This window comes from Spirosoma panaciterrae DSM 21099, assembly GCF_000374025.1.
Taxonomy (GTDB): domain Bacteria; phylum Bacteroidota; class Bacteroidia; order Cytophagales; family Spirosomataceae; genus Spirosoma; species Spirosoma panaciterrae.
Genome location: NZ_KB893172.1, coordinates 776,365 through 799,644 on the forward strand (window position 1 = coordinate 776,365; position 23,280 = coordinate 799,644).

The following is a 23,280-nucleotide window of genomic DNA, read 5'->3' on the forward strand; positions in this document are numbered from 1 at the left end:
TCGATTTATGACTGAACGACTTCGGCTCACTGACGGAAGAAAGTGATCCCGCGAAAAGACAGGATCGGCCAGATATTGGCTAATGAATGGTTGAAGATGTTGGAAAGCGGTGTAGAAACGAGTTGTACGCACTATCAATTAATGTCTGTTCATTTTCGGGTCAGGAAAGTTAATGATTTATAGCTGAAACACGAACAGACGTTGACAAATTTATGGGGGCAATTTTCAAAAATACGTTATTCGGTTACGTATGCTTTGGCGTCGGGTTGCGTATCCGGCATTGGCTGTTGCCGATCTGAAATTGAAAAAGCAAGCGGTTGCTCTTCGTTCGCTTCATTCGGCCGTTTTTCCTGTTGAGACTCCTCTTTTTACAGTTGATGCACAAGCTACTTCGGCAGGCGCTACCCATCGGCCACCTTTGTATCATCAAACCGGCAGCAACCGGCACATAAAAGCCTCTTATAACCAAAAACAACAAATACTATGAACACACGATTCTCTTTCCGCTTCTTTACGATTCTGGCGATTCTGTTTGTCGCTTCTTTATCGGCCTGTAAAAAATCGGGTACCGATCTCAACCCTGATCTGGGTGCTCGCGTAGCCGGTACGTATACCTTCTCTGAATTGACGACCGGTGGACAAACCTATCCGGCCAGCGAAACCAATCTGAAAGGGACGATTGCCGTAACCCGCCAGTCAGCCACGACGGTATCGATCAAAATGAACCTGCTGCTGAAATCGAACAATGCGGTATACGCCGATGATGCCGCCAGCAATGTGTCGGTTGTAGAAAATGGCGGAACCGTCGAGTTACAGTACAACAACAACGTGATTGCCAAGATAAACGGAAATAAACTGAGTGTGGAAGGTGAAGATGGCACGGGTGAAGTGTTTACCATCTCGGCAACGAAATAATCAGTAAGACCCTATCCACATCGGACGTTAAGGTAGTAGTGGCAAAAGCCCCGGCAAGTCGATAGCCGGGGCTTTTCTGGTTGTTGGTTTCATAAAAAGGTACTGTTTGAAAGCCGTTTAGTGATGGCCGCGTCCTGATCCGCTTTTCTTGCCTCCGCCCGATGTTTTGTTGACTGTTGCCCAGGCCCGGCGTTCGGCTTCTTCGGGCGATACGCCCCGATCTTCATACCCTTCTTCGATGTGTTCGGCCTGCCGTTTTTGCTTGTCGGTATAAGCCGATTTGTCTCCTCTTGGCATACTTCATGGTTGTTTTGTTGTGTACGGGATAACCCACTTCAAACGGTTTTGTTGGGTGGGCATCAGGGATAATTCGGTAAGGTTCCGGTCAGGCTAGACCGTTCTTGCCGGGCTGAGTAGGGGCAGACGCACCATGAAGTAATGGCCATCGTCGGAAACAACGGGGGAGGTGTGCGTAAGGAGCCGGTATTTGGCGGTTATGTTCGACAGGCCAACCTGATTGGAGAGTACCCGGCCGGTTTTTCGCTGAAGGTTGTTCAAAACCAGAAGTTGCCCATCATCGGTGGTTTTGATGCTGATGGCCAAGGGTTTACTGGCCAGAATCACATTGTGTTTGACGGCATTTTCGACCAGCATCTGCAGCGTAAGCGGAGGAAGCATAAAGCTGGTGTATTGGGCAGCGACATCGATGCTTAAAAAAATACCGGCTCCGTAGCGGGTTTTGAGCAGGTGGAAGTAGGACTGAATAAACGCCAGTTCCGTTTGCAGCGTCGTTAGTGAACCAGCGTTGGTCTGGAGCAGATACCGATATACATTCGCCATCTGATCAACAAATTCTTCCGCTTTTTCGGGATCGTCGTCAATCAGCGACGACAGGGTATTCAGGCTATTGAACAGAAAATGAGGATTTACCTGGCTCTTCAGGCTTTCCAACTGACTCTGAATATTGATTTTCTTCAACTGTTCCTTTTCGAATGTATTCTCCCGCCATTTTTTCAGTGAATAGGTGCTTTCGTCAATACTTACCGACAACAGATTGGCCAGGATGTTGATCAGAGCGATTCGGCTAATCGGTAACACGGTAGCATCGTAGGTGTAGCCAAACAGGTGAAAATGGCCGTAAAGGCCAATCGTACCAAAAACAAAACAGGGGGTTACCAGCATAAAAGCCGTTAACAAGCGCCAGACTCGCTGCCAGGTTTGATCCAGATCGGGATACCGACGAATTACGCGCTGAGTAAGCTGATCCAGCGTAAACAGACAGGTGCCTGCAATGGTCAGATTGAGGGCCGTAGCCGTAATAAACGTCCTTAGGTCAGACCAGTATTGCTCCCCGATGACCCAGTAGGTCAGCAGAGGAATGAACCAGGGGAATAACAGCAGAAAATGCCATTGCGTCTGGGGACGAATGTGCGGTAAACGACGATATATAGCCGCAACGGACTGAATCATGATCAACTGACTAACCAGATCGGATGGTTAGGCTTGCAAATAGAGACTATTTTTTGAGAACGACACCCGGTTTCAGCATGAAGTGTCGTTTATACGGGCTGTCTCGTTGAAAACGAAGCAGGAACCGTTTGCAGGCTGTTGGAGTCAATTCGTCCGGCAGGCTGGTGGCAGAAACTGGCACCTAGTATAGCCCGGCAATCAGAAAAGAAAGGTTTGTGGTGGCAATGGGTTGCGTATCAGAGGTTTATGGGGAAATGTGCATTTGGCCTAATTTTTGTCTTTTGGAGGGTTATCAGGATTGATGTACCTCTTTTTCAATAGTAGGACGACATATGGCCAATGATACATCTGTAACAGCTTTAAATAGTGAATTTACCCCCGAATCTATTGTTTATGACACCTATGTGTCGGCTGCTAATGCTGATTTTACACCCGTTGGTACGATTCCGGTTCAAACAATAGTCGCCAATCCTAGTCTGTTTACGCCAGTTGTTGAATGGAACAACGGCAAAGCCCGTATCGTAAATGCAGCCCAGTTTTCGCTGAATCCTGGCGAGTCTACGTTTTACTTTATAGGGGGAATGCCCGCTGTTAAGAGCCTGCCCACCACCTATGACTTCAGGCCGGGAGATAGTATCTCGATTCAACTGGCTATTGCGTGGAATACCGACCATCCCTTCAATTGGACACGAAGAGCGTTCGTACAATTGTTTCTGGGTACCGATCCGTCTCCCACCGATTCGTCCATTTTGCCCTATCGGGTGACACGACCATCCTGGCTGGCCCCAACCGACATCTGGCAGTCGCGCGGTTCGAAAGATGCGCCTTCATTTACCATACCCGATAACCGGATCTTTACAATTGTGCGCAAACGCTTCGATACAACTTCCGATAGTGTCGTGTCTGCGCGCAGGGGGGGCGTGGTCGCTGCCATGGATACGAATGTTGGCGGTAGTCAACGGGTAAACTGGACACACAGCATCAACCTGGCCATCCCCGGTGCCCCCGGACCCTATACCGGAACCGAAGCCGGATCCTACCCCGGAAAAAGCCTCAGCACCGACGACATCAACCGGGCCAGCAACACCATTCCCTGCGCCCTCTTTGAGGCCAACGAGATTCAGGAAGGCGCCTATGGTATGCCGGAAACCGCTCCCCAGTACTCGGCCTGGTACGAAGCCCGCAGACGAAAATATGCTGATCCTACCCTCAACTCGCTGGGCATTCCCTACCGGGATTTTGGTACTTATGGTGGTACGGCCAACTACAATGGCGATCCCTGGAACTACCAGGTGCCTGGAGGAGGCAACACCATGCCCAACGCGCCCCTTTTTAAAAGTAAAATCCTGTCGGTAGATGGTGCCCGGCAAACCTGTAGCTATTTCTCCATTTTGAGAAATAAGGGGGTGGGGGCCATCATCAAGCACTATGCCGATACGCCCGACTACGCCAGCCGGTATTACAACAAAGCGTTTGCGGCCGAAGTGATGGCCAAGGGTATGGATGAGACCCGACCCGGCATTGCCCCCTCCAAGCTAATCTACCTCGACTGGGGGAAAATTGAAGCCCTGGACCCCAATGACGGCAACTTGCATACGGGCTATCAGTATAGCCGTACGGTTGGTACGTTAGGAACGCTAAAAACTGACCGACATCCGCAGGTAGACTACGACTGGCAGGTAGGCAACATCTTCTGCATTGGCTTCTGCCGCACCATCGGCTACATGGTCTTCGACGTCCGAAGTCAGTACGACCAGTTCGGTACTAACCCCAATGAGGTGAAAGCAGGTGACCCGAATGCAGCCAGTGGCACCTGGACCTGGCAGCCCAAAGTGGCCAACACCCCGGCCCCNATCACCTCGGCNGGCTACCCAACCGANCCCTGCCGCTGGCACGATGCGGGCTTCGAAGCCGCCTACTACTACGCCCAGTGTGCCCGCACCGAAGGCACCCCCTGGCAGTACTGCCGCTATCAGTTCAAGGACAGTGGGGTGTGGGTCGAACCCAAGACCGACGGCACCACCATTCTGGAACATGCTTCGGCCTTCGACGGGCCGTATGTCAACACGCCCAATGCTCGTCGGGGTCGTCCCGATGCGATGTATCGCATCAAGGAAAACGCAGTCGACGTATGGGTCTTCGATCCCAGCCGGGGTAAGCACAGCTACGAGACGGTGATTCTCAACCCGGTCCCCAATGTGATGATTGAGGTGAATCTGCAGGGCAGCAAGCTGGCTTTATTCAACACCGTTCAATTCCTTTTTTAATTTATTCGCAATCCCTCTGTGTCTAGAGCACAGGTTTCAAATCCACCAGCACCTACATTAAGCACCTTATTATGGCAATTGGTACGCAGCTAGTACGAATCCGTCGCACCAGCGATGGGCAGGAAATTTATCAGGCAACCACCACACGCGACACCGATGTGTATCCACTCAACAGTGCCGGGCAAGCGGCCTTCGAAGCGGCTGCCAGCGCCGGAGGATTTACCCTCACGCTCGACAATGGCGCTGTGATTCCCGCAGGGACTCGCCCTCCACTGATTAAACCTGGGGGAAATACAGTTCCCCCCTTTTCCCGAAAAATACAGGCCGAAGATGCCGCCGGAACGGGGACCTATTCGGGAGCACCGGGCGATAATAATGTGCGTGGACCCTATACGGCTGGCAGTGATTATTTATTGTATGCCATTTCTGATGTGCCGACTACGGCCTCCAACTACACACTGACCATACGTTATCAGACCAACTCGCAAACGCCTGGTCTGGGGACTATAATCATAAATTCAGGAACAGGGATTGATTTTCCGCTGGAAGGAACCGATGGAGGAAAACGAATGTATAGTCTGACGATTTCATTGAACGCAGGCAGCAACCGGATCCGAATTCAGGGGAAGTCGGGCACCTCCTTTTATCAGGATTACATTATCGTTACCCGACCGTCTAATTAATTGACGGGGCAATACAGAAAACCTTACTGGGTTCATTGGACAGAAGAATATACGCTGCTGTTTGATGAACCCAGTAAGGTTTTATGGGCCTACCCTATAGCGTCTACGGAATGCGTTACCAAAGGAATCAGAACCCCAAAATGCGTGCTGGTTTCTTCAATCATCAGGTCGCCATGGCCCAGCGAACGGTATCGGTTTACCAGGTTTGTCAGGCGGGCCTGTATTTGTTCAATCTTATTGGTTTTGTGTTGTAAGTTATTCTGAACCAGTAATTTGCCTTCAGGGGTTGTCTGTATGTGAATGCGTAAAGGGTGACTGGCCGCCATGCTATTGTGTTTCATGGCGTTGTCGATTAATGCCTGTAGAGTTAAGGCCGGTAAACTAGCGTCGAGATAGTTGCTATCAATCTGATACGAAATCTGTAAACTGGCTCCGTAGCGGGTCTGGAGCAGGTTGCCATAACTCCTGATGAAATCCAGTTCCTGTTGGAGAAGCACCAGCTCATGGTGATTGGCCTGCAAAAGGTAGCGATAGACCTTCGAAAGCTCGTCAACAAACTGACTGGCCTGCTGGCGGTTTTCACCAATCAGCGATGAGAGCGACGTTAGGCTGTTAAACAGAAAATGCGGGTTGATCTGCATTTTCAGCGCGTCGAGCTGGTTCTGATACGTGGCCTGCCGTAGCTGTTCATTCTCGGTCTGGTCGTTTGACCACTGCCGATACGCATAAAAAGCATTGAGGGTAATGCAGAGGAAAATATCGAAAACGACATCCAGTAAAAATAAAGCACGAATCGTGGGCCAGTCGAATCGCGTACCAAACCAGGGAATCAGACTAAACTGAAACAGGGCGGCTGTAGTAATTAAGGCAGTAAGAATCAAAACCAGACCCAGCATGACCAGGGTTCGGGCAACCGTCTGCTTTACGTCGGGAAACCAGGCAATGATCTGGCGTACCAATAAGGTCAATACAAAAACGGACAGCCCATAATTGAGACTGCCAATCAGCAGTCCGGCTACAAAGACCCGCCAATCGGACAGAAACCCCGGCCCTATTAAATAATAAAGCCCAACGGGAAACAGGATTGGCATTACTAAGGCATGATACCAAAGCTCCCATTTCGAAAAAAAGGAAGTCAGGCGCTGGTAACCAGTTTGGAGCATGGACAGGAAGGGCCAGTATCTATAGATGACCATACAAACTACTAAATTAATAGATTGTGGCGAATATACATGGATTGTCAGTCCGTGCTTATGACCATTTAGGTATCGGTTAAGTGCTGACTGTAGAAATCTTTCTACAGTTGGCCGGTAATGTATAGCCTTTCGAAAGGCCTGAAACAGTTCATACACGTTTTTTTGCAGTTCATCCAACATTTTTAACAATTCGTGCAGCGCTGACCCAAAGGTTTACCGGGTATTGACCAACTTCGACTATGTGCTTCGGCTTGCTTTACGAGCTGATAGCCTGTAACTAGTGCCTATCTGTCGACCGAAACTTTTTTCTAAATACGAGTGGTGGTATCATCTGCTGATGATGCCTGTTCTGTTTCCAATTGGTAATTACTACTTTATTGGCCCTTCGTATTTCAGCGACCCGGCGAGGTTTCTTGCTGGCACCGGCCTTGTGTTTGGCTTGTACTGGCTTTCGATTATTACCCTGACACGTACGGTCTGGTGGGCCATACGACGCTATCCGGCAGCCCACCAGACCATTCGGCGTTCCCTGGTGATGTTGATCAGTGTGTTAAGCCTAACGGTTGGGCTGGCTATTTTCGATGTGTGGGTCTATAGCCTGGTTCCAGTAACGGGAGTACAGTTTAGCTGGGCTGCTGTTCGGCCCATTTGGCTGTTAGGTGGTATTTTCGATGTGTTTCTGTGTGTAGCCCTCGGCTTATTTTATACATATGCCCGCTGGAAACAGGACATGACTGAAAGTGAGCAGTTGCAGCGGGTAGCCCTTCAGCATCAGTACGATACCCTTAAAGGGCAGTTGAATCCTCACTTTTTGTTCAATGCGCTCAACTCGCTATCGGTGTTGATTCATGAAGAGCCTCAACAGGCCGAGCGATTTGTCGATAAGCTGGCCGTTGTATACCGCTATATGCTACAGGCTGATCGGCGTAATGGGCAGCCAGCGGCCAGAAACGTTGGAGAACTGGCCACCCTCCAGGCTGAATTGAATTTCATTCAGGCCTATACCGACCTGTTGGCTGTTCGGTATGGGCCGAGCCTTCAGATTACTCTACCCTCCCTGCTGAATAATGGATATGCCGCCTATACATTGCCCACACTTAGTGTACAAACGCTGGTCGATAACGCCATTAAATTTAATGCGATGGCGGCTACAAACCCGCTTTGTATTGCTATTTCGATTACAGATTCGGGCTGGGTTCAGGTAACCAACAATCGACAGCTGCGATCGGTCCGGCTGGAAACGGGTGGACCGGGCTTAGGAAGTCTGACGGCCAAATACCGTTTATTGACGGAGAAACCCATCAGGGTAGACGTGGATGACAAACAGTTTCGGGTCGAAATTCCTTTATTAACCCCTAATCTGGTATGAAAAAAAACGAAAGCCAGCCGAGCACGCTGGTCTTGCAGCAAACCGGCAGGTCAGCATGTAAGCTCTTTTCTGCAATTCACAACATTTTATAGCCAATTGGTACAAAGTAACCTGGTATTGGCGCTGCTTAGCGCCGTATCTTTACCTTCATCGACACATAAAGTACCCGATTAATGTCCACACGTACCACAACCTATTTTGACCGTGCGCGCCGTTGGCTACGCCTGACGACGCGGGGCGGGTGGGCGTATGTGTGGCTGATGCCGTGGTTCGTTCCACTAATTACCTACTTCCTGGTTGGTGAGGCATACCTACAGCATCTGGGCACGTTTCTGGGAGCGACCCTGTTTGTCTGGCTTCTGTCGACGATCGCGTTTATCAGCCACGATTGGGTTGCGGATGCCATAGCCCGACGCTATCCCGAATTAAGCCAGACACTCCTGAGGGCTGGCCTGCTCTGTCTGGCTTTTATTAGTCTTTCGGCTGGTTTTCTGACGGTATACACCTGGTTGTTTATCCGATTTCGACCGTTCAATTCGCAGTTGACGTACGAAACCGTACCTACCGTATTCGGTTTTGATCTGGTGGCCATTTTCCTGCTGGTAGGTATCTACGAAACCTCCTATTCGATATACCGCTGGCAGCAGTACCAGATGAATAAGGAAAAACTGAAGAAAGAAAACCTGCGGGGGCAGTTGCAGGGCTTGCGAAGTCAGGTCAATCCGCACTTTCTGTTCAATAGCTTGAACTCCCTGTCGTCGCTGATTGCCGAAGAGCCCAAACGGGCCGAGCAGTTTGTCGATCAAATGGCCCGCGTATATCGCTACATGCTTCAAACCAACCAACGTTCCAGTGTATCGGCAACTACCAGTTACCGGTCTACCAATCTGGCGGGGGCAAAGTCGCTGTTCAGTCTTCAAACATCGACTGGTGATGAAGCCGATGAGTTGACCCCGCTCGACGACGAACTTGCCTTTATTGACTCGTATTTTCATTTGCTGAAAACCCGGCATGGCGATGGTCTGCAATTGAACGTACAGGTCGCCGAACCCTATCGGCAGTATCTGCTTCCACCACTGACCCTGCAGCTACTGGTCGAAAATGCGGTGAAGCATAATGTCATTCTGGCAAGTCGACCTTTATGCATCGACATTCTGACGACCGACCAGGGAAACCTTGTGGTACGAAACAACCTTCAGAAGAAAACCAGCCGGGCCGAGACGGCGAAGATGGAGTCCACTCAGGTTGGCTTGAACAACATTCAGGCGAAATACGAACTACTGGCCTGCCCGGTGCCTACGATAGAAACGGGACCTGACTATTTTACGATAACATTACCGCTGCTGGCGAAAAAACACACAAACGCATGAACGCTCTGATCGTTGAAGATGAAGAATTAGCGGTTCGCAAACTTCAGAAATTATTGCAGGAAGTAGCCCCGACATTGACCGTAACGGGCATAACGGCTAGTATCGACGATACAGTAGCCTGGCTCGAAAACCTCCGGGCAACCGGACAGCCTGACCCCGATTTGATTTTTCTGGATATCGAACTGGCCGATGGGCAAAGCTTCGAAATTTTTGAGCGGACCACAGTAAAAAGTACCGTCATTTTTACAACGTCTTACGACGAGTACGCGCTTCAGGCGTTTAAAGTCAATAGCATCGATTACCTGTTGAAGCCTATCCAGCGCGACGACCTACAGCGCAGCCTTCAGAAGTATGAGGATTTGCGTAGTCGGTCGGCAGTTTCGCCCGGTCTGAATATTGAAAAGCTCCTGCAGCAACTTCAGAACCAATCGACCCGCGATTATCGTCAGCGGTTTCTGGTTCGGCAGGGGCAACGGATGCTATCGGTTGAGGTGACCGACATCGCGTATTTTTTCACCGAAGATCGGTACAGCTTCTTTACCATGCACACGGGCCAGAAATTCCTGGTCGATTATACACTGGACGAAATTGCCGATGCGCTGGATCCGTCCCGTTTCTTTCGGATCAACCGGGGCGTTATCGTGACGCATCAGGCTGTCGATCAGATCCAACCCTATTTTGGGAATCGACTGGCACTGACCCTGCGGCCCGTTTTTGATAAAGAAGCGCTCGTGAGTCGCGAAAAAGTCAGCGATTTTAAATACTGGATGGGCAAGTAGGTGAGAGGTTATCGTAATGCGTCAACCATTAACTGACCTGCCCGTTCGGATGCACCGGCGCTGCCCATTTTTGCCTGAATAGCGGTATAGCCTGCCAGTTGCTCTGCCCGTTTGGCTCCTCCCGGTAAAATCTGCTTCAATTCGGTCGTGATTCGTTCGGGTGTCAGGTCGTTTTGGATCAGTTCTTTAACAACTTCGTACCCGGCAATCAGATTAACGAGTGAGATAAACGGTACGGCAATAAGCCGTTTGGCAATGGCATACGAAATACCCGTGGTTTTGTAGCAAACCACCTGCGGAATGGTTAGCAGCGCTGTTTCGAGCGTAGCGGTTCCTGAGGTCACCAGGGCCGCTACCGACACATGGAGCAGGTCGTAGGCGGCATCGTTTACGCGTTTAATCGTTGGATAGTCGACTAATAGCCGATCATATAAAGAGTCAGGCAAATTGCTGACCGTACCGACCACGAACTGATACGCTGGAAATTGCCGGGTTGCCTGAAGCATAGTGGGTAGAATGGACGTAATTTCCTGACGACGGCTCCCAGGCAAAAGCGCAATAACAGGGCGTTCGTCCAGCCCCGCTTTTTGTCGGAAACCTGGATCTGGCTGGAAATCGGCCAGCGCATCCAGGAGCGGATTGCCAACATAATCGACCCGGTAATCGTAGTTAGCAAAGAAATCGGTTTCGAACGGCAGAATCGTAAACAGCCGATCGACACTGGCTTTGATTTTCAACGCCCGACGCTGATTCCAGGCCCATACCTTCGGCGAAATGTAGTAAAAAACCCGAATGCCGTGTTGTTTGGCAAAACGGGCCATACGGAGATTGAAACCGGCATAATCGATAAGAATCAGTACATCGGGGCGGTGTGCCAGCAAATCAGCCTGACATTCGCGCATGATCCGGCGAATGGTTCCGAGGTTTTTAACCACCTCCAGAAACCCCATAAAGGCCATGTCGCGGTAATGCCGAACAAGCTTTGCACCGGCCTCTTCCATCTGCTCACCGCCGTAGGCTCGAAAGGTGGCCGCTGAATCATGACGACGAATGGCCCGAATCAGGTTGGCGCCGTGTAAATCGCCCGATCGTTCGCCTGCAATTAAGTAATACGTCATTACTGGTCATTCAAAGTCACTACTGGTCAATACTAGTCGTTCATGTCACAAAAACGATAAATGACTATGAATGACCAGTAGTGACTACTAATGACAGGTAAAGCTTATTCGCCGAAGTAATCGACCGAGTTTTTGGGCGTTTCGATGAGCCGGATCTGATGCAGGTGCGCTTCGGTTACGGGGGCCAGGGCTCGTTCGAGAATTTTCCAGATTTCCATCACCAGAATTTCACAACTCGCCATTTTGCCTTGCATAAAATCGACGTCGAGGTTCAGATTTTTGTGATCTACTTTATCAATAACTTCCCGGCGAATAATATCGCCCAGTACTTTCAGGTCGATCACAAAACCCGTATCGGGATCGGGTTCCCCCTTCACGGTTACAATGAGTTCGAAATTATGGCCGTGCCAGTTTGCATTCGCACAGGGACCAAAAACTTCCTGATTTCGCTCCTCCGACCACGCTGGATTATGCAGCCGGTGAGCCGCATTAAAATGCTCAATTCGATTGATATATACCATAGTTCTGGTTTATATGGGGCGGTTGCCAGAAACGCCCATGTTTAAATGAATCAGCAAAAATACGAATCGAACTTGCCTTATAAAAACATACCGGGGTTTGTATAAGTGTTAGATTGACATTTAAAAAGATTTCATATTTGAAAAATACAATTTAATCAACGAATCCGATAGTCAATTGTCCAATAGAAAAGATGTATCTTTACAGCCAATTTCACTTCATTAAGGCTGACATCCATCTAATTGCCAATATAAACACGTTTACGACTACCACTTTATGATTATAGTTACGGGAGCCGCCGGTTTTATCGGAAGTTGTTTAATCAGCAAGTTAAATCAGGAAAACTTCAATTTTATTATTGCGGTCGATGATTTTTCATACCCGGAAAAAGAAGCAAATCTGGCTGGAAAACGAATTCAGGAACGTGTAGATCGGGAAGCTTTTTTTGATTGGCTGGACCAGAATTATCAGGAAGTAGAGTTCATTTTTCACATCGGTGCCCGTACGGATACAACGGAATTTGACCGCCATATTTTCGAGCATCTGAATGTCGAGTATTCCAAGCAGATCTGGAATCGGTGTATTGAGTACCAGATTCCGCTGGTATACGCTTCATCGGCCGCTACGTATGGAATGGGCGAGTTAGGTTATGATGATAATGAATCCCTGATTCCGCAATTAAAACCGCTGAATCCCTACGGCGACTCGAAAAATGAATTTGACATTTGGGCGCTGGAGCAGGAACGCAAACCTTTCTTTTGGGCTGGTCTGAAATTCTTCAACGTATATGGCCCAAATGAATACCACAAAGGCCGGATGGCATCGGTTATTTTTCACGCATTCAACCAGATCAAACAGTCGGGGCGGATGAAATTATTCCGGTCACATAATCCCGATTTTGCGGATGGTGAACAGATGCGCGATTTTGTATACGTGAAAGACCTGGTTGAGGTGTGTTCGTTTCTGATGCACCATCGACGGAATTCAGGCATCTATAACCTGGGTAGCGGCAAAGCCCGCACTTTTCTCGATCTGGCCAAAAATACATTTTATGCCCTGGGGCTCGAACCTCAGATCGACTTTATCGACACTCCTGCCGACATTCGCGACAAGTATCAGTATTTTACGCAGGCCAATATGTCCAAACTCCGGTCTATTGGTTACGATAGGCCATTCTGTTCCCTCGAAGAAGGCATTGCCGATTATGTCAGAAGCTATCTGAATAAAGACGAATACCTCTAGTTTAGTAGCCGGTTTTCTCAACGCTATTTCCTGTTAACCCACTACAGGGCGTCTACACCAGTAGCCTTCAGGTAGACCTTGTGTTCTCATCGACGAGCCGCTATACTGAGCCATATTAGCGAAAAATAGCATTGATTACCCGTTTACAGGCTGAAAGTAAACGGTAGTCACGGCTAGCCGATGCTTTGTTGATCAGCACCAGGCTAGCCATGAAGCCACAGCCTAGGTTGGATTTACCATTTTTTGAAAATGAAGAATACCGCCACAACGATGAAGGCAAACCCTACCAGATGATTCCAGGCCAGTTTATCGGTTTTAAACAGAAAAACCGTGATGAGGGTGAAAACCGTCAGCGATACGGCTTCCTGGATGGTTTTTAACTCGAAAAGAGAAAAGGGGCCACCCGTTTCGTTGGAGCCGATGCGGTTGGCCGGAACCTGAAAAATATATTCGAAAAAAGCCAGCCCCCAGCTAAGCATAATCACGCCAAAGAGCGATAGCTTGGCTATGATTGGGTACTGTTTGAATTGGAGGTGACCATACCAGGCCAGCGTCATAAATACGTTCGATAACGTTAAAAGCAGGATGCAATAAAGTGCCTTCATGAGTAAATGATAACTTACTTTTTAGATTCGACTGGCAAAATTAAGGTGCTGGTAAATGTGAAATTCTGCCAGTTTAGATGTAACTCACCATGGAGTAAGGTTGTTAGGCGATGGCTTATCCAAAGTCCCAAACCATGGCCTTCTTTGAGTGGATCGGCCCGAAAATAGGCTTGCGTCAGGTCGAGCGTAGGGCCACTTTCCCGAACCGTCTGATTTTGTATATCGAGTTGCCAGTTGGCTCCTGTGCGCTGGAGCCGAATGGTAATGTCATGAGTTGCTACAGCGTATTTAATTGCATTTTCGATCAGATTAAGCAGAATATGTTCCAGTTTGACAGCGTCAGTTTGGACATTTGTTTCGGTAGTCGCTGGTAAATCAAGGCGGGGAGTTACTTCATAATCGCTGGCTATTACACGTAGCTGAGTCAGACAGTTCGTCAGTAAAGTCGATAAATTGATCGACACCAGATTAAGCGGTTGCGTATGAACATCTGGTCGACTGAGTACTAAAAATTCATCGATAAGCCGGGCTAACCGACTGACCTCGTCCAATTGTCCGGTTAGAAAAGCGTTTGCCGTTGCATCAAGTTGGCCATTTCCCAGTGTCACTTCCAGACCCGTTTTCATTATGCTCAATGGCGTGCGTAATTCGTGGGCGGCTGCACCAAAGAAATTACGTTGCAGCTCAACATTTTCCTGAATGCGGGCCAGCATCTGGTTCAATGTATCGGTCAGTTGATAGAGCTCGTCCTGACTGCTGGGCAGTTGAATACGGCTGTTGTTGCCAGTGGTACTGATCGCGTTGGCCTGCTCAACAATGCTCTGAATGGGTCGAAGAAGCCAGCCTGCTACCCCATATCCCGCTCCAAAAGCCAGCAATAGGCTCATTAACCAGCCGATGCCAAAGAGCCAGCGAAGTTGGTGTATATCCTGTTGAAGAGAGGCATCGGGCACGGCCAGCGTCAATAAAACCCGTCCCTCTGGCAAGGGGTTGCTACTTGTTTGGGTTGTTACAGACCGATAGGAGTACGAAAAGCCGGGCTGATGGTGACCCCGTCGGAATGTATTGGGGAAACCCGGACTGCGGAACAATTCGCGTGTATGGCCATAGGTTTCATAGCTGACCAGCATTCGCTCCCGGTCGGTAGGGAGGGGCAACACGACTGGGTCGACACTAATGAGCGAGAGTAGCCAGTCGGCTCGGGTTTGCAGGGTTCGGTCAAAGGCGGTTTGCAGGCTTTTTTCGGCCCGATTGAGCATTAGCCAACCCGCCAGCAGGCTTACAGTGGCAAACACTACGGTGACGGCCAGCACAATCCGACTACGTAGACTCATGCCGTTTTGAGCCGATAGCCCCGGCCAATAATGGTTTCGATCAAACCCGCTTTACCCACTGCATCCAGCTTTTTCCGAAGCTGATAAATATGGACTTCGATCACATTACTGCCCATATCGAAATCTGCCGACCATACTTTCTCTGCGATTTCTGTTTTGGTAACCAATTGCCCCGACCGACGAAGGAGTAATTCAAGCAGGGCAAACTCCCGATTGGTCAAGTCGAGCCGTTCGTTATTCTTAAAAACCTCATGGGTAACCAGGCGCATTTCCAGATCGGCCACGCGCAATACCACATTGTCGCTGGTGGCTGTCCGGCGTTGAAGTACCCGGATTCGGGCCAGGAGTTCATTGAAATCAAAGGGTTTACGGAGGTAGTCTACAGCGCCCAGATCGAGCCCCTGCACCACTTTTTCGGGATCGCTCAGGGCCGATAAAATCATGACCGGAACCGTTAGCCCAAAGGCGCGTAGATTTTGCAACACTTCGAAGCCGGTCTGACCAGGTAGCATCAGATCAAGCAGGACCAGATCATACAGACCGCTGGCTACATAGTCGAGTCCTTCAGAGCCGGAGTGCGTCAAGTCGGCAACATGACCATTCTGCTCCAGCCCCTGTTTTATAAACCGGGCCAACTTACGCTCGTCTTCGATGACTAGAATTTTCACAGTAATAAAGAGCGGAAGAGTGAATGAGTGAAAGAGCGGATGAGTGGTCTGAACAATCGCTCTTTCGCTCATTCACTCTTCCGCTCTTTATTTTATCTAACCAGATATTGTTGTCCATTGATGGTCAGTACTGACGCTCGCAGGATATTGAGTTTTTCCAGTTGTACCTGCCCTTCGCGCAATGATTTTGGGTAGCCCTGAACGGATATGGTGTTCCCTTTCTTAGCCAGATTGGTAAGCTGGTAAGCCACATGCGGAGGGATGGTCACGATCGTTTTATCGTCCAGTACAAACCCATTTACCCGACCTTCGCGATCCATTCGGTAGTCTGCAATTTTGCCGGTAGCTGTGGTAAGGGCTGGTGGTTCGGGCGGGGTAGCAGGCTGGGTTGGGGGCGTATGCGTAACGGTCGATTTTCCAGCTGTGAGGCTATTGAGTAGGAAAACAGTTTCCCCTCTGGGGGTTGTATCCGAATACCCCGTTACACTCACTGAGCTGCCTGGTTTGATGGCTTGCTGAATCTGTTTGCCCAGGTGCGAAGGGAATTTGACTGTAGTGGCTGCCGAGCCCGTTCCGATGGTGAATCCATCCAGCACAGAATCATCGTTGGCGATCCATTGCCCCACTGTACCCGACACCGTTGTGAGCGAAGTAAGGCCATGGGCCTGAGGTTCCTGACCCGGACCCCGTTGACCGCGGAAGTCGCCCGGATGTCGGCCATGCTTCCCTGGACCAGGTCGGCCAGGCTGATCTGGTCCAGGTTGAGGGTCATTGAGTGCGATTCCCGGAACGGGTGGTTCGGGCGGGGTAGGGGCTACTTGTTGAGCGTATGAAAGGGGGGCGGTTAGGGAGGCTGCCAGAATAGCCAGAGCCATTAGTTTTGTGTTCGTTTCCATGTTCAGTTGTTTATTACTGGTTGATTACGGAAGCAAACCTACAGACCCCAAATAAGGTCTGTCTGAAACGGAAATTAATTTTTCTTCATACTAAGGCGGCTATTCCCAGATGACCTCTACCACCTCTTTTTTCAGATCAATGGTCGTCTGTTTTTCACCGGACGACCGGCGCAGCGTCAACTGACCATTATTGACTTTGGCGGCTTCCTGCTGCAACACATGGGTCGCATCTTTTTTGTGGAAGACGGATACCGTGGCTTCGCTGCCGTCAACGGGCAAATGAAATGTTTTACCACTGGCCTTGATTGATCGGGCGGTAGCGGGCAGTTCCTGATTACGAAGTAAAGCCAATGCTCTTGAGGCCTGTGGTACACCATAGCCTACGTAATTGTTGCCGTAGGGGTACAGGTGCGACGATTTTTCGATAATTTCCATGACCTGCTTATTCGTCAGCTTCGGATTGGCCTGCATGATACAAGCCGCAAAACCCGTAATAACCGGTGCCGAAAGCGAAGTGCCATAGAGTGAAAAGCAGGAAACATTGGGTTTTAGATACGGAAGATTTTCGGGGCCAATGCTACTGTAGCCAATCCGGTTCCAGAGTCGACTGTTGGTAGCGCCAATGGCCAGTACGCCCTGAGCATCGGCAGGTGTGCTGATAATACGCCAGGATCGGTCATCCCCTTCGTTTCCGGCCGATACCACAATAAGAATTCCCTTTTTATCGGCTGCAATCTGAGCCGCCCGGCTGATCAGGCTCGTGTGGCCGTCCATCTGGCTGGGCTCGTAGTTTTCTTTCGGGTTGCTCATGCCTTTGGCATAGCCCAGCGAGGTATTAATCAATCGTACGCCTAAGCTATCCATCCATTCCATTGCGGCCACCCAGTTATCTTCTTCGCCCCGGTATTCGCGGTTGCCCTGGTCGGTTCGGGCCAGATAAAACGTAGCGTCGGTAGCTAGGCCAAACTGAATGTTTTCGGTCGGATCGCTACCCGCAATGGCTGCCATCACTTCGGTGCCATGAAAATCGGACATGGTTTCGAGCGTACGCAACAGGTTGTTCTGTGTTTTTTTCTCATTGACGTAATCACGTACCTGCTTAACGCCCTGCCGTTCAAATACATGTTTTAACGAACTGGCCGAATCGGCGCCAAAGAAGCCTGCGTCGATCACCCCGATGTTGATGAAACGACCCGTCAGTCCTGCCTGGGCAAAGTTCGGAGCCTGAATCTGGGTCATAACCGGGGCCATTTGCAGCTTCGAAGGCACCTCAAGGCTGGTGATCACAAGGGCTGGGTCAATGGCCTGAATACCTTTTACAAATGGCATGGCCATCACCTGAGCATACTGAGCGTTGGTAAGCCTGACCGATACGGCGTTTAACCAGCGCGATTGACAAACGGGTTTAATCCCGGCCTGTTTTAAGGCCGTCAGGTAAGTTCGTGATACGGCCAGATCGGTTTCATCGAGGGGGATATGCTGCTGTTGTCGTTGAGTCATCGCCTGGGGCGACAAAGCAGGAGCCGTAGAAAGGTCCTTATCGCGAAGCAGAACCCAGTATTTAGGTGCTTCGGAGTGGCCCTCGTTTGGCTGCGCCTGTGCCAGATGGATAAACAGGCAGAAAAACGCGGTTAGGCGTAGAATCATGATTTGTTTAGGTCAGAAAACGCACGGCCTCCCTTCGGCGAGACCAAATAAATTGATAACTCACAAACACGCCAAAACTGTTCTGGGTTTTGAGTTTCTTTGCAATATAATCAAAAATAACTAAGTCTACACGGTCTGCCGTATGCGTTATTTACCAATCGATAAGCAGCTTTTTAGTCAGAATCGCCAGCGGCTTACCCAACTGCTGAAGCCTAAATCATTAGTCGTTTTAAATGCCAACGACATCATGCCCACCAATGCCGATGGTACGATGGGCTTCCGACAAAACAGCGATTTGTTTTACCTGACGGGAGTCGATCAGGAAGAGACTCAGTTGGTACTATTTCCCGAACATCCTGATCCCAAATTTCGCGAAGTACTTTTCCTGCGTGAAACCAGCGAGCTGATCGAAATCTGGGAAGGGCACAAACTGACCAAAGCCGAAGCCGAACAGGTGACAGGCATACCTCAAAAGCAAATCTACTGGACGCACCAGTTTGAACAGGTGTTTATCCAGATGGTCTTTGAAGCCGAACGGGTGTACCTGAATACGAACGAGCATACCCGGGCAGGTATCGAGGTGCAAACCCGGGAGGCCCGATTTATCGATGAGTTTAAGCGGAAGTACCCATTACATCATCTGGAGCGGCTTGCCCCATTAATGCATTACCTGCGCGCCATCAAGCAACCGCTGGAGGTTCCCCTTATTCAAAAGGCGATCGACATTACCGATACAATGTTCCGGCGGCTGCTTAAATTCATCAAGCCGGGAGTTTGGGAGTATGAAATCGAGGCCGAAATGATGCATGAGTATCTCAAAAACCGCTCGCGTGGGTCGGCCTACAGCCCAATTATTGCATCGGGTTCCAACGCCTGTGTGCTGCATTACGTCGACAATAGCCAGCAATGCCAGGATGGCGACATTGTATTGCTCGACATTGGTGCTGAATATGCCAATTATAATGCCGATATGACCCGTTCGGTCCCGGTAAATGGGCGCTTTACCGAGCGGCAACGGGCGGTGTACGATGCGGTATTGCGGGTGTTGAAAGAGGCCAAACAGATGCTCCGGCCTGGTAATTTATGGGACGACTATCACCGGGAAGTAGGCAAGATCATGGAATCGGAATTGATTGGCCTGGGCTTGCTGGATCGGACTGCCGTAGAGAAACAGGACCCGGAGGCTCCCCTCTACAAAAAGTACTTCATGCACGGGACGTCACACTTTTTGGGGCTGGATGTACATGACGTAGGTAATAAATACCGACGAATGGAACCCGGAATGGTCTTTACTGTGGAGCCGGGTATCTATATACGTGAAGAAAAGCTCGGCATTCGACTTGAAAACAATGTGCTCCTAACCGAATCCGGGAACATCGATTTAATGGCGAATATTCCCCTGGAAGCCGAAGAAATCGAGGAATTGATGAACAGTAAGTAATGTATGATGTATGATGTATGATGTATGATGTATGTGGTTAATACATCATACATCATACATCATACATCATACATCATACATTACTTTGCTTCTTTCGCGTTTTCACGATCAAGCGCAATATTCAGGCTGGAGTAAATCCGGCGAATGGCGGTCTCCAGACGTTCCCAACCTGCATCTGAGCGCAGGTCGATATCGCCGATGTGATCGCGGTGATTGCTGGTCAGAACCAGATGGGTCACAGCAGCAACCATTAAACTGGTGATGGCAATCGGATCAAAGGCTGCATATGGAGCCAGTTTGCTCACCATCGTTTTGTACGACTGGTCACGGAAATCGGCCAGCCGACGAGCCAGCTCGGTTTCTCCATTCGCCATTTCCCAGCGAATCAACTCCTGAGACGATTTCCGATTCCGAAATTCGCGCATGAATTGAATGGTGTATTCTGACCAGGCTTTGCTGCGGGCTTCTGGAGCCAGATTGTCTGGTACTGAATCCAGAAACTTATCATTAAACATGGAGAGGAAAAACCCACGATGTACGTAGGCTTCCAATAAGCCATTCCAGCCACCGAAATAGCGGTAGATTAACACTTTGTTGACTCCGGCACGCTCAGCAACGGCGTTAATACCTGCTTTTTCGGTACCGCGTTCAGCCATTACTTCTCCCATGGCGCGCAGGATACGTTCCATGGTCATCTGGCGATTTCTTCGCTTGACGACTTTCATACGATTGGGTCGTTTTATGTTTAAAGAGGATTCAGTTATATGCGTTTGTATGCTTAGGGAGTTAAATAGTCTGCTAAAATGGTAGCAAATCTACTGTAGCTACAAATATGAATATAACCGTTGAGGTTGTCAACCAATAGTGACACTAAAAATAAAAATAAAGGCCAAAATGATTGACAAACGGAGTGATAGTCCTCTCTACACTATACCAGTATGGCAGCAAAGCAAACTTGGCTGCACATGCCTGAAAAGGTGAAAAAATGAGTAAATGGTTTTCCAATAAGCTGCTAAACCGGGTATGGACTACCGTTCTGGGTACGTATCAACCTGGCCCGACAAGTCCTGAATGGCTTCCTGAAGCTGATTTCGATTCAGAAGAATATCCATCTCCATCGGAAAATCGGGGTACGTATGCCAGGCTGGGGTAAGCTCATGGTTAAGCTGAATTTGCAGCCGATACTCATCGTTGGAAAGGGCTTTGGCTTCGACACTGAAACCAGGCTGAGAGAAGTTCAGCGTAATGTGATTGGAAGCTTTGGCCCACAAGGAGCGCAAACCAACTAATAGCCGTTTTACTTCCCAGGTTTGCAGCAGAGCCGACCGGGTATCGGCCTTTTGCCGCCAGAATGTTGAAAAACGGCATTGAAGTCGATTGCGGTCCCGCCAAGTAGTGGTGACGTTACCATACCCAACAATGGCCAGTTCGAATGAATCGGGAGAACCTGTGGAAGAAACAAATTTCATGACGCGAGTAATTAGGGAGTGATTATTTGTCTACTTAACAAATATACTAAGTATTTGTTAGAGGAACATAACTTTTACGTGATTTCTTGAACTTTTCGAGTGTAAGGATCAGAGGTAAAAGAATGCAACCCTTCCCGGCTTTACCTATCTTTGCAGCCGAAAACGAAACACACAAACTTTTAGATTCAGATAGATGGCAAAGGTGCTCATTATTGGGGCGGGTGGTGTTGGCAGCGTGGTAGCGCATAAGTGCGCCATGAACAGCCACGTATTTACCAGTATTATGCTGGCTAGCCGTACCAAGGCAAAATGCGACCGGATCGCAGCCGAGATTCAGGAAATGCACGGTGTAACGATTCAAACGGCGCAGGTCGATGCCGATGTAGTAGCCGAAACAGTAGCCCTGATTCGGTCGTTCAACCCGGTGCTGGTTATCAATGTGGCATTACCCTATCAGGATTTGCCCATCATGGACGCCTGTCTGGAAGCGGGTGTGCACTATATGGATACGGCCAACTACGAGCCTAAAGACGTGGCCAAATTTGAGTATAGCTGGCAATGGGCTTATAAAGAGCGTTTCGAGCAGGCTGGCCTGATGGCGTTGCTCGGGTGTGGCTTTGATCCCGGCGCTACGCAGGTATTTACGGCCTATGCCGCCAAGCATTATTTCGACCGGATGGACTACCTCGATATTGTCGACTGCAATGCAGGGAACCACGGTAAGGCATTTGCGACCAATTTTAATCCGGAAATTAATATCCGGGAGATTACCCAGCCTGGTCGCTACTGGGAAAATGGAGAGTGGGTAGAAATTCCGGCCATGAGTATTCATAAGCCCATCGATTATCCGGGTATTGGGCCCAAGGAGTCGTACGTGCTTTACCACGAGGAGCTGGAATCGTTGGTGAAAAATTTTCCAACGCTGAAACGCGCCCGCTTCTGGATGACCTTCGGACAGGCGTATCTGACCCACCTGGAAGTATTGCAGAATGTAGGCATGACCCGGATCGACCCGATCAAGTTTCAGGGCATGGACATTGTACCGCTTGAGTTCCTGAAGGCCGTATTACCTGCCCCTGATTCACTGGGCGAAAACTACACCGGCCAAACCAGCATTGGTTGCCAGATCAAAGGCGTGAAAGATGGTAATGAGCGTACGTATTTTATCTGGAACAACTGCGATCATGCCGAGACTTATAAAGAAGTTCGGGGGCAGGCCGTTAGTTACACAACTGGCGTGCCAGCCATGATCGGTGCTATGCTCATGCTGACGGGTGTCTGGATGAAACCCGGTGTCTGGAACTGCGAAGAGCTTGACCCCGATCCGTTTATCGAGCAAATGAACAAACAGGGCTTACCCGTAAACGAACGGATCGATATTCCACTGCCCCACGAGTATCCAGCCTGATTAAAAATTCTTAAAATCGAAAAATCCCGCCATACATGAAGGCGGGATTTTTCGTTACTTGACAAACTATTTCTAAACCACGCATCCTATGAAACGTCTGTTACTTTTTGCACTGTCCATCACTTCTCTGGTAAGCGTATATGCTCAAAAGCCTGATTCGACGAAAACGAAGCCAGTCGATCAGTCGCAATACAACCCCAATGCCCAGCGGAATGGCTACGAAACCTATCAATCGACTAGCCAGATTGTCGGTGCAGGGCCCTACACCATGGTCAACACCATCGATCATCGGTACGAAGGGCTGCGTGGAACACCGTATTTTCTGCCCGAATGGAATAAAGGCCAGATCGAAATGGTCGCCGGGCAGCATTATAAAAATGTGCCGATTAAGTTCGATGCCTACCGCCAGCATCTGATTCTGTTGCGGACTTGGGCCGGAAATGATTCGATCATCGTCAACGTCGATCAGGTAAAGTCGTTTCAACTGAAAAATGGCGATGGACAACTGTACGTATTTCGGCATATACCAACCGCCAAAACCAGCGATGAACTCCTGAAAGAAGGGTACTTTCTGGTGCTCTATCAGGGAAAATCGGCCTTGCTGAAACGGATTGTCAAGGCGTTTAAACAGGCCGATTACAAAAACCCCTACTCGAACAATGTTCGCTATGACGAATTTCGCGATGTGATCTCCTACTACCTCCTAAAGCCCGACCAAACCCTGGAGAAGGTGAAGCTCTCTGACAAATCATTGATTGAGGCCCTGGGCGATCATAAAGATGAACTGAAAGCGTACGTAAAGCAGGCCGATTTGCATTTTAAGGCCGAAAATGACGCCATTCAGCTTGTTCAGAAATACGATAGTTTCTGATCGGATTGTGGAA

General features: G+C 49.4%; 22 protein-coding genes. 10 read left to right on the forward strand and 12 right to left on the reverse strand.

Annotation, left to right across the window (positions count from 1 at the left end; all coding sequences use genetic code 11):
• Positions 1-250: 250 nt before the first annotated feature.
• A complete protein-coding gene (locus tag B153_RS38170; RefSeq protein ID WP_020595210.1) occupies positions 251-487 on the forward strand; it encodes a hypothetical protein in 237 nt (78 codons plus the stop codon).
• Complete coding sequence (locus B153_RS0103145) at positions 484-915, forward strand: hypothetical protein (RefSeq protein WP_020595211.1); 432 nt, start codon at positions 484-486, stop codon at positions 913-915. The genes B153_RS38170 and B153_RS0103145 overlap by 4 nt, the downstream gene beginning before the upstream one ends.
• A 117-nt stretch (positions 916-1,032) precedes the next feature.
• On the opposite strand, the gene B153_RS0103150 is transcribed toward B153_RS0103145, so the two are convergent.
• Together B153_RS0103150 and B153_RS0103155 are read right to left on the reverse strand one after the other, a co-directional pair.
• A complete protein-coding gene (locus B153_RS0103150) occupies positions 1,033-1,212 on the reverse strand; it encodes a hypothetical protein (RefSeq protein ID WP_020595212.1) in 180 nt (59 codons plus the stop codon).
• Between the two features lie 93 nt (positions 1,213-1,305).
• Positions 1,306-2,385 carry a sensor histidine kinase gene (locus B153_RS0103155; RefSeq protein WP_020595213.1) on the reverse strand — a complete coding sequence of 360 codons (1,080 nt, stop codon included), beginning with the start codon at positions 2,383-2,385 and terminating at the stop codon, positions 1,306-1,308.
• Between the two features lie 2,338 nt (positions 2,386-4,723).
• Between B153_RS0103155 and B153_RS0103165 the strand changes: the two genes are divergently transcribed.
• Positions 4,724-5,335, forward strand: a complete 612-nt coding sequence (locus B153_RS0103165; protein ID WP_020595215.1) for a carbohydrate-binding protein — start codon at positions 4,724-4,726, stop codon at positions 5,333-5,335.
• A gap of 89 nt (positions 5,336-5,424) precedes the next feature.
• Here the strand turns inward: B153_RS0103165 and B153_RS0103170 are convergent, their stop codons facing one another.
• On the reverse strand, positions 5,425-6,531 hold the full coding sequence (locus B153_RS0103170; RefSeq protein WP_211221648.1) for a sensor histidine kinase: 1,107 nt from the start codon (positions 6,529-6,531) through the stop codon (positions 5,425-5,427).
• A gap of 337 nt (positions 6,532-6,868) precedes the next feature.
• On the opposite strand from B153_RS0103170, the gene B153_RS0103175 reads away from it, so the two are divergent.
• The 3 genes from B153_RS0103175 (at position 6,869) to B153_RS0103185 (ending at position 10,049) form a co-directional block, all read left to right on the forward strand.
• Positions 6,869-7,900: a sensor histidine kinase gene (locus tag B153_RS0103175; protein WP_020595217.1), complete on the forward strand. Its 1,032-nt coding sequence runs from the start codon at positions 6,869-6,871 to the stop codon at positions 7,898-7,900.
• Positions 7,901-8,073: 173 nt separating this feature from the next.
• A complete protein-coding gene (locus tag B153_RS0103180) occupies positions 8,074-9,270 on the forward strand; it encodes a sensor histidine kinase (RefSeq protein WP_020595218.1) in 1,197 nt (398 codons plus the stop codon).
• Positions 9,267-10,049: a LytR/AlgR family response regulator transcription factor gene (locus tag B153_RS0103185; RefSeq protein WP_020595219.1), complete on the forward strand. Its 783-nt coding sequence runs from the start codon at positions 9,267-9,269 to the stop codon at positions 10,047-10,049. The genes B153_RS0103180 and B153_RS0103185 overlap by 4 nt, the downstream gene beginning before the upstream one ends.
• Before the next feature lie 8 nt (positions 10,050-10,057).
• Here B153_RS0103185 and lpxB read toward each other — a convergent pair whose 3' ends face one another.
• Complete coding sequence (lpxB, locus tag B153_RS0103190) at positions 10,058-11,167, reverse strand: lipid-A-disaccharide synthase (RefSeq protein WP_020595220.1); 1,110 nt, start codon at positions 11,165-11,167, stop codon at positions 10,058-10,060.
• 104 nt (positions 11,168-11,271) lie between these two features.
• On the reverse strand, positions 11,272-11,688 hold the full coding sequence (locus tag B153_RS0103195) for a 6-pyruvoyl trahydropterin synthase family protein (protein WP_020595221.1): 417 nt from the start codon (positions 11,686-11,688) through the stop codon (positions 11,272-11,274).
• A 274-nt stretch (positions 11,689-11,962) separates the two neighbouring features.
• Here B153_RS0103195 and rfaD point away from each other — a divergent pair, with 274 nt between their 5' ends.
• Complete coding sequence (gene rfaD / locus B153_RS0103200) at positions 11,963-12,928, forward strand: ADP-glyceromanno-heptose 6-epimerase (RefSeq protein ID WP_020595222.1); 966 nt, start codon at positions 11,963-11,965, stop codon at positions 12,926-12,928.
• 233 nt (positions 12,929-13,161) lie between these two features.
• On the opposite strand, the gene B153_RS0103210 is transcribed toward rfaD, so the two are convergent.
• From B153_RS0103210 to B153_RS0103230, 5 genes are all read right to left on the reverse strand, one after another.
• Positions 13,162-13,533: a DMT family protein gene (locus B153_RS0103210; RefSeq protein WP_020595224.1), complete on the reverse strand. Its 372-nt coding sequence runs from the start codon at positions 13,531-13,533 to the stop codon at positions 13,162-13,164.
• 14 nt (positions 13,534-13,547) lie between these two features.
• The gene (locus B153_RS0103215; RefSeq protein WP_020595225.1) at positions 13,548-14,867 is read right to left on the reverse strand and encodes a sensor histidine kinase; all 1,320 of its coding nucleotides are present in this window, start codon (positions 14,865-14,867) and stop codon (positions 13,548-13,550) included.
• On the reverse strand, positions 14,864-15,535 hold the full coding sequence (locus B153_RS0103220) for a response regulator transcription factor (protein ID WP_026261878.1): 672 nt from the start codon (positions 15,533-15,535) through the stop codon (positions 14,864-14,866). Before B153_RS0103220 ends, B153_RS0103215 begins: the two co-directional genes overlap by 4 nt.
• 92 nt (positions 15,536-15,627) lie before the next feature.
• The gene (locus B153_RS0103225; RefSeq protein ID WP_020595227.1) at positions 15,628-16,431 is read right to left on the reverse strand and encodes a hypothetical protein; all 804 of its coding nucleotides are present in this window, start codon (positions 16,429-16,431) and stop codon (positions 15,628-15,630) included.
• 99 nt (positions 16,432-16,530) lie between these two features.
• Positions 16,531-18,078, reverse strand: a complete 1,548-nt coding sequence (locus B153_RS0103230; protein ID WP_020595228.1) for a S8 family serine peptidase — start codon at positions 18,076-18,078, stop codon at positions 16,531-16,533.
• 142 nt (positions 18,079-18,220) lie between these two features.
• Between B153_RS0103230 and B153_RS0103235 the strand changes: the two genes are divergently transcribed.
• Positions 18,221-19,519: an aminopeptidase P family protein gene (locus tag B153_RS0103235; protein WP_020595229.1), complete on the forward strand. Its 1,299-nt coding sequence runs from the start codon at positions 18,221-18,223 to the stop codon at positions 19,517-19,519.
• 80 nt (positions 19,520-19,599) lie between these two features.
• On the opposite strand, the gene B153_RS0103240 is transcribed toward B153_RS0103235, so the two are convergent.
• Both B153_RS0103240 and B153_RS0103245 read right to left on the reverse strand, forming a co-directional pair.
• On the reverse strand, positions 19,600-20,214 hold the full coding sequence (locus tag B153_RS0103240; RefSeq protein WP_020595230.1) for a TetR family transcriptional regulator: 615 nt from the start codon (positions 20,212-20,214) through the stop codon (positions 19,600-19,602).
• 333 nt (positions 20,215-20,547) lie between these two features.
• The gene (locus B153_RS0103245) at positions 20,548-20,988 is read right to left on the reverse strand and encodes a WapI family immunity protein (protein WP_020595231.1); all 441 of its coding nucleotides are present in this window, start codon (positions 20,986-20,988) and stop codon (positions 20,548-20,550) included.
• 193 nt (positions 20,989-21,181) lie between these two features.
• Between B153_RS0103245 and B153_RS0103250 the strand changes: the two genes are divergently transcribed.
• Entirely contained in the window at positions 21,182-22,396 is a 1,215-nt protein-coding gene (locus tag B153_RS0103250) for a saccharopine dehydrogenase family protein (RefSeq protein ID WP_020595232.1), read from the forward strand.
• Positions 22,397-22,484: 88 nt separating this feature from the next.
• The gene (locus B153_RS0103255; protein WP_020595233.1) at positions 22,485-23,267 is read left to right on the forward strand and encodes a hypothetical protein; all 783 of its coding nucleotides are present in this window, start codon (positions 22,485-22,487) and stop codon (positions 23,265-23,267) included.
• Positions 23,268-23,280: the final 13 nt, after the last annotated feature.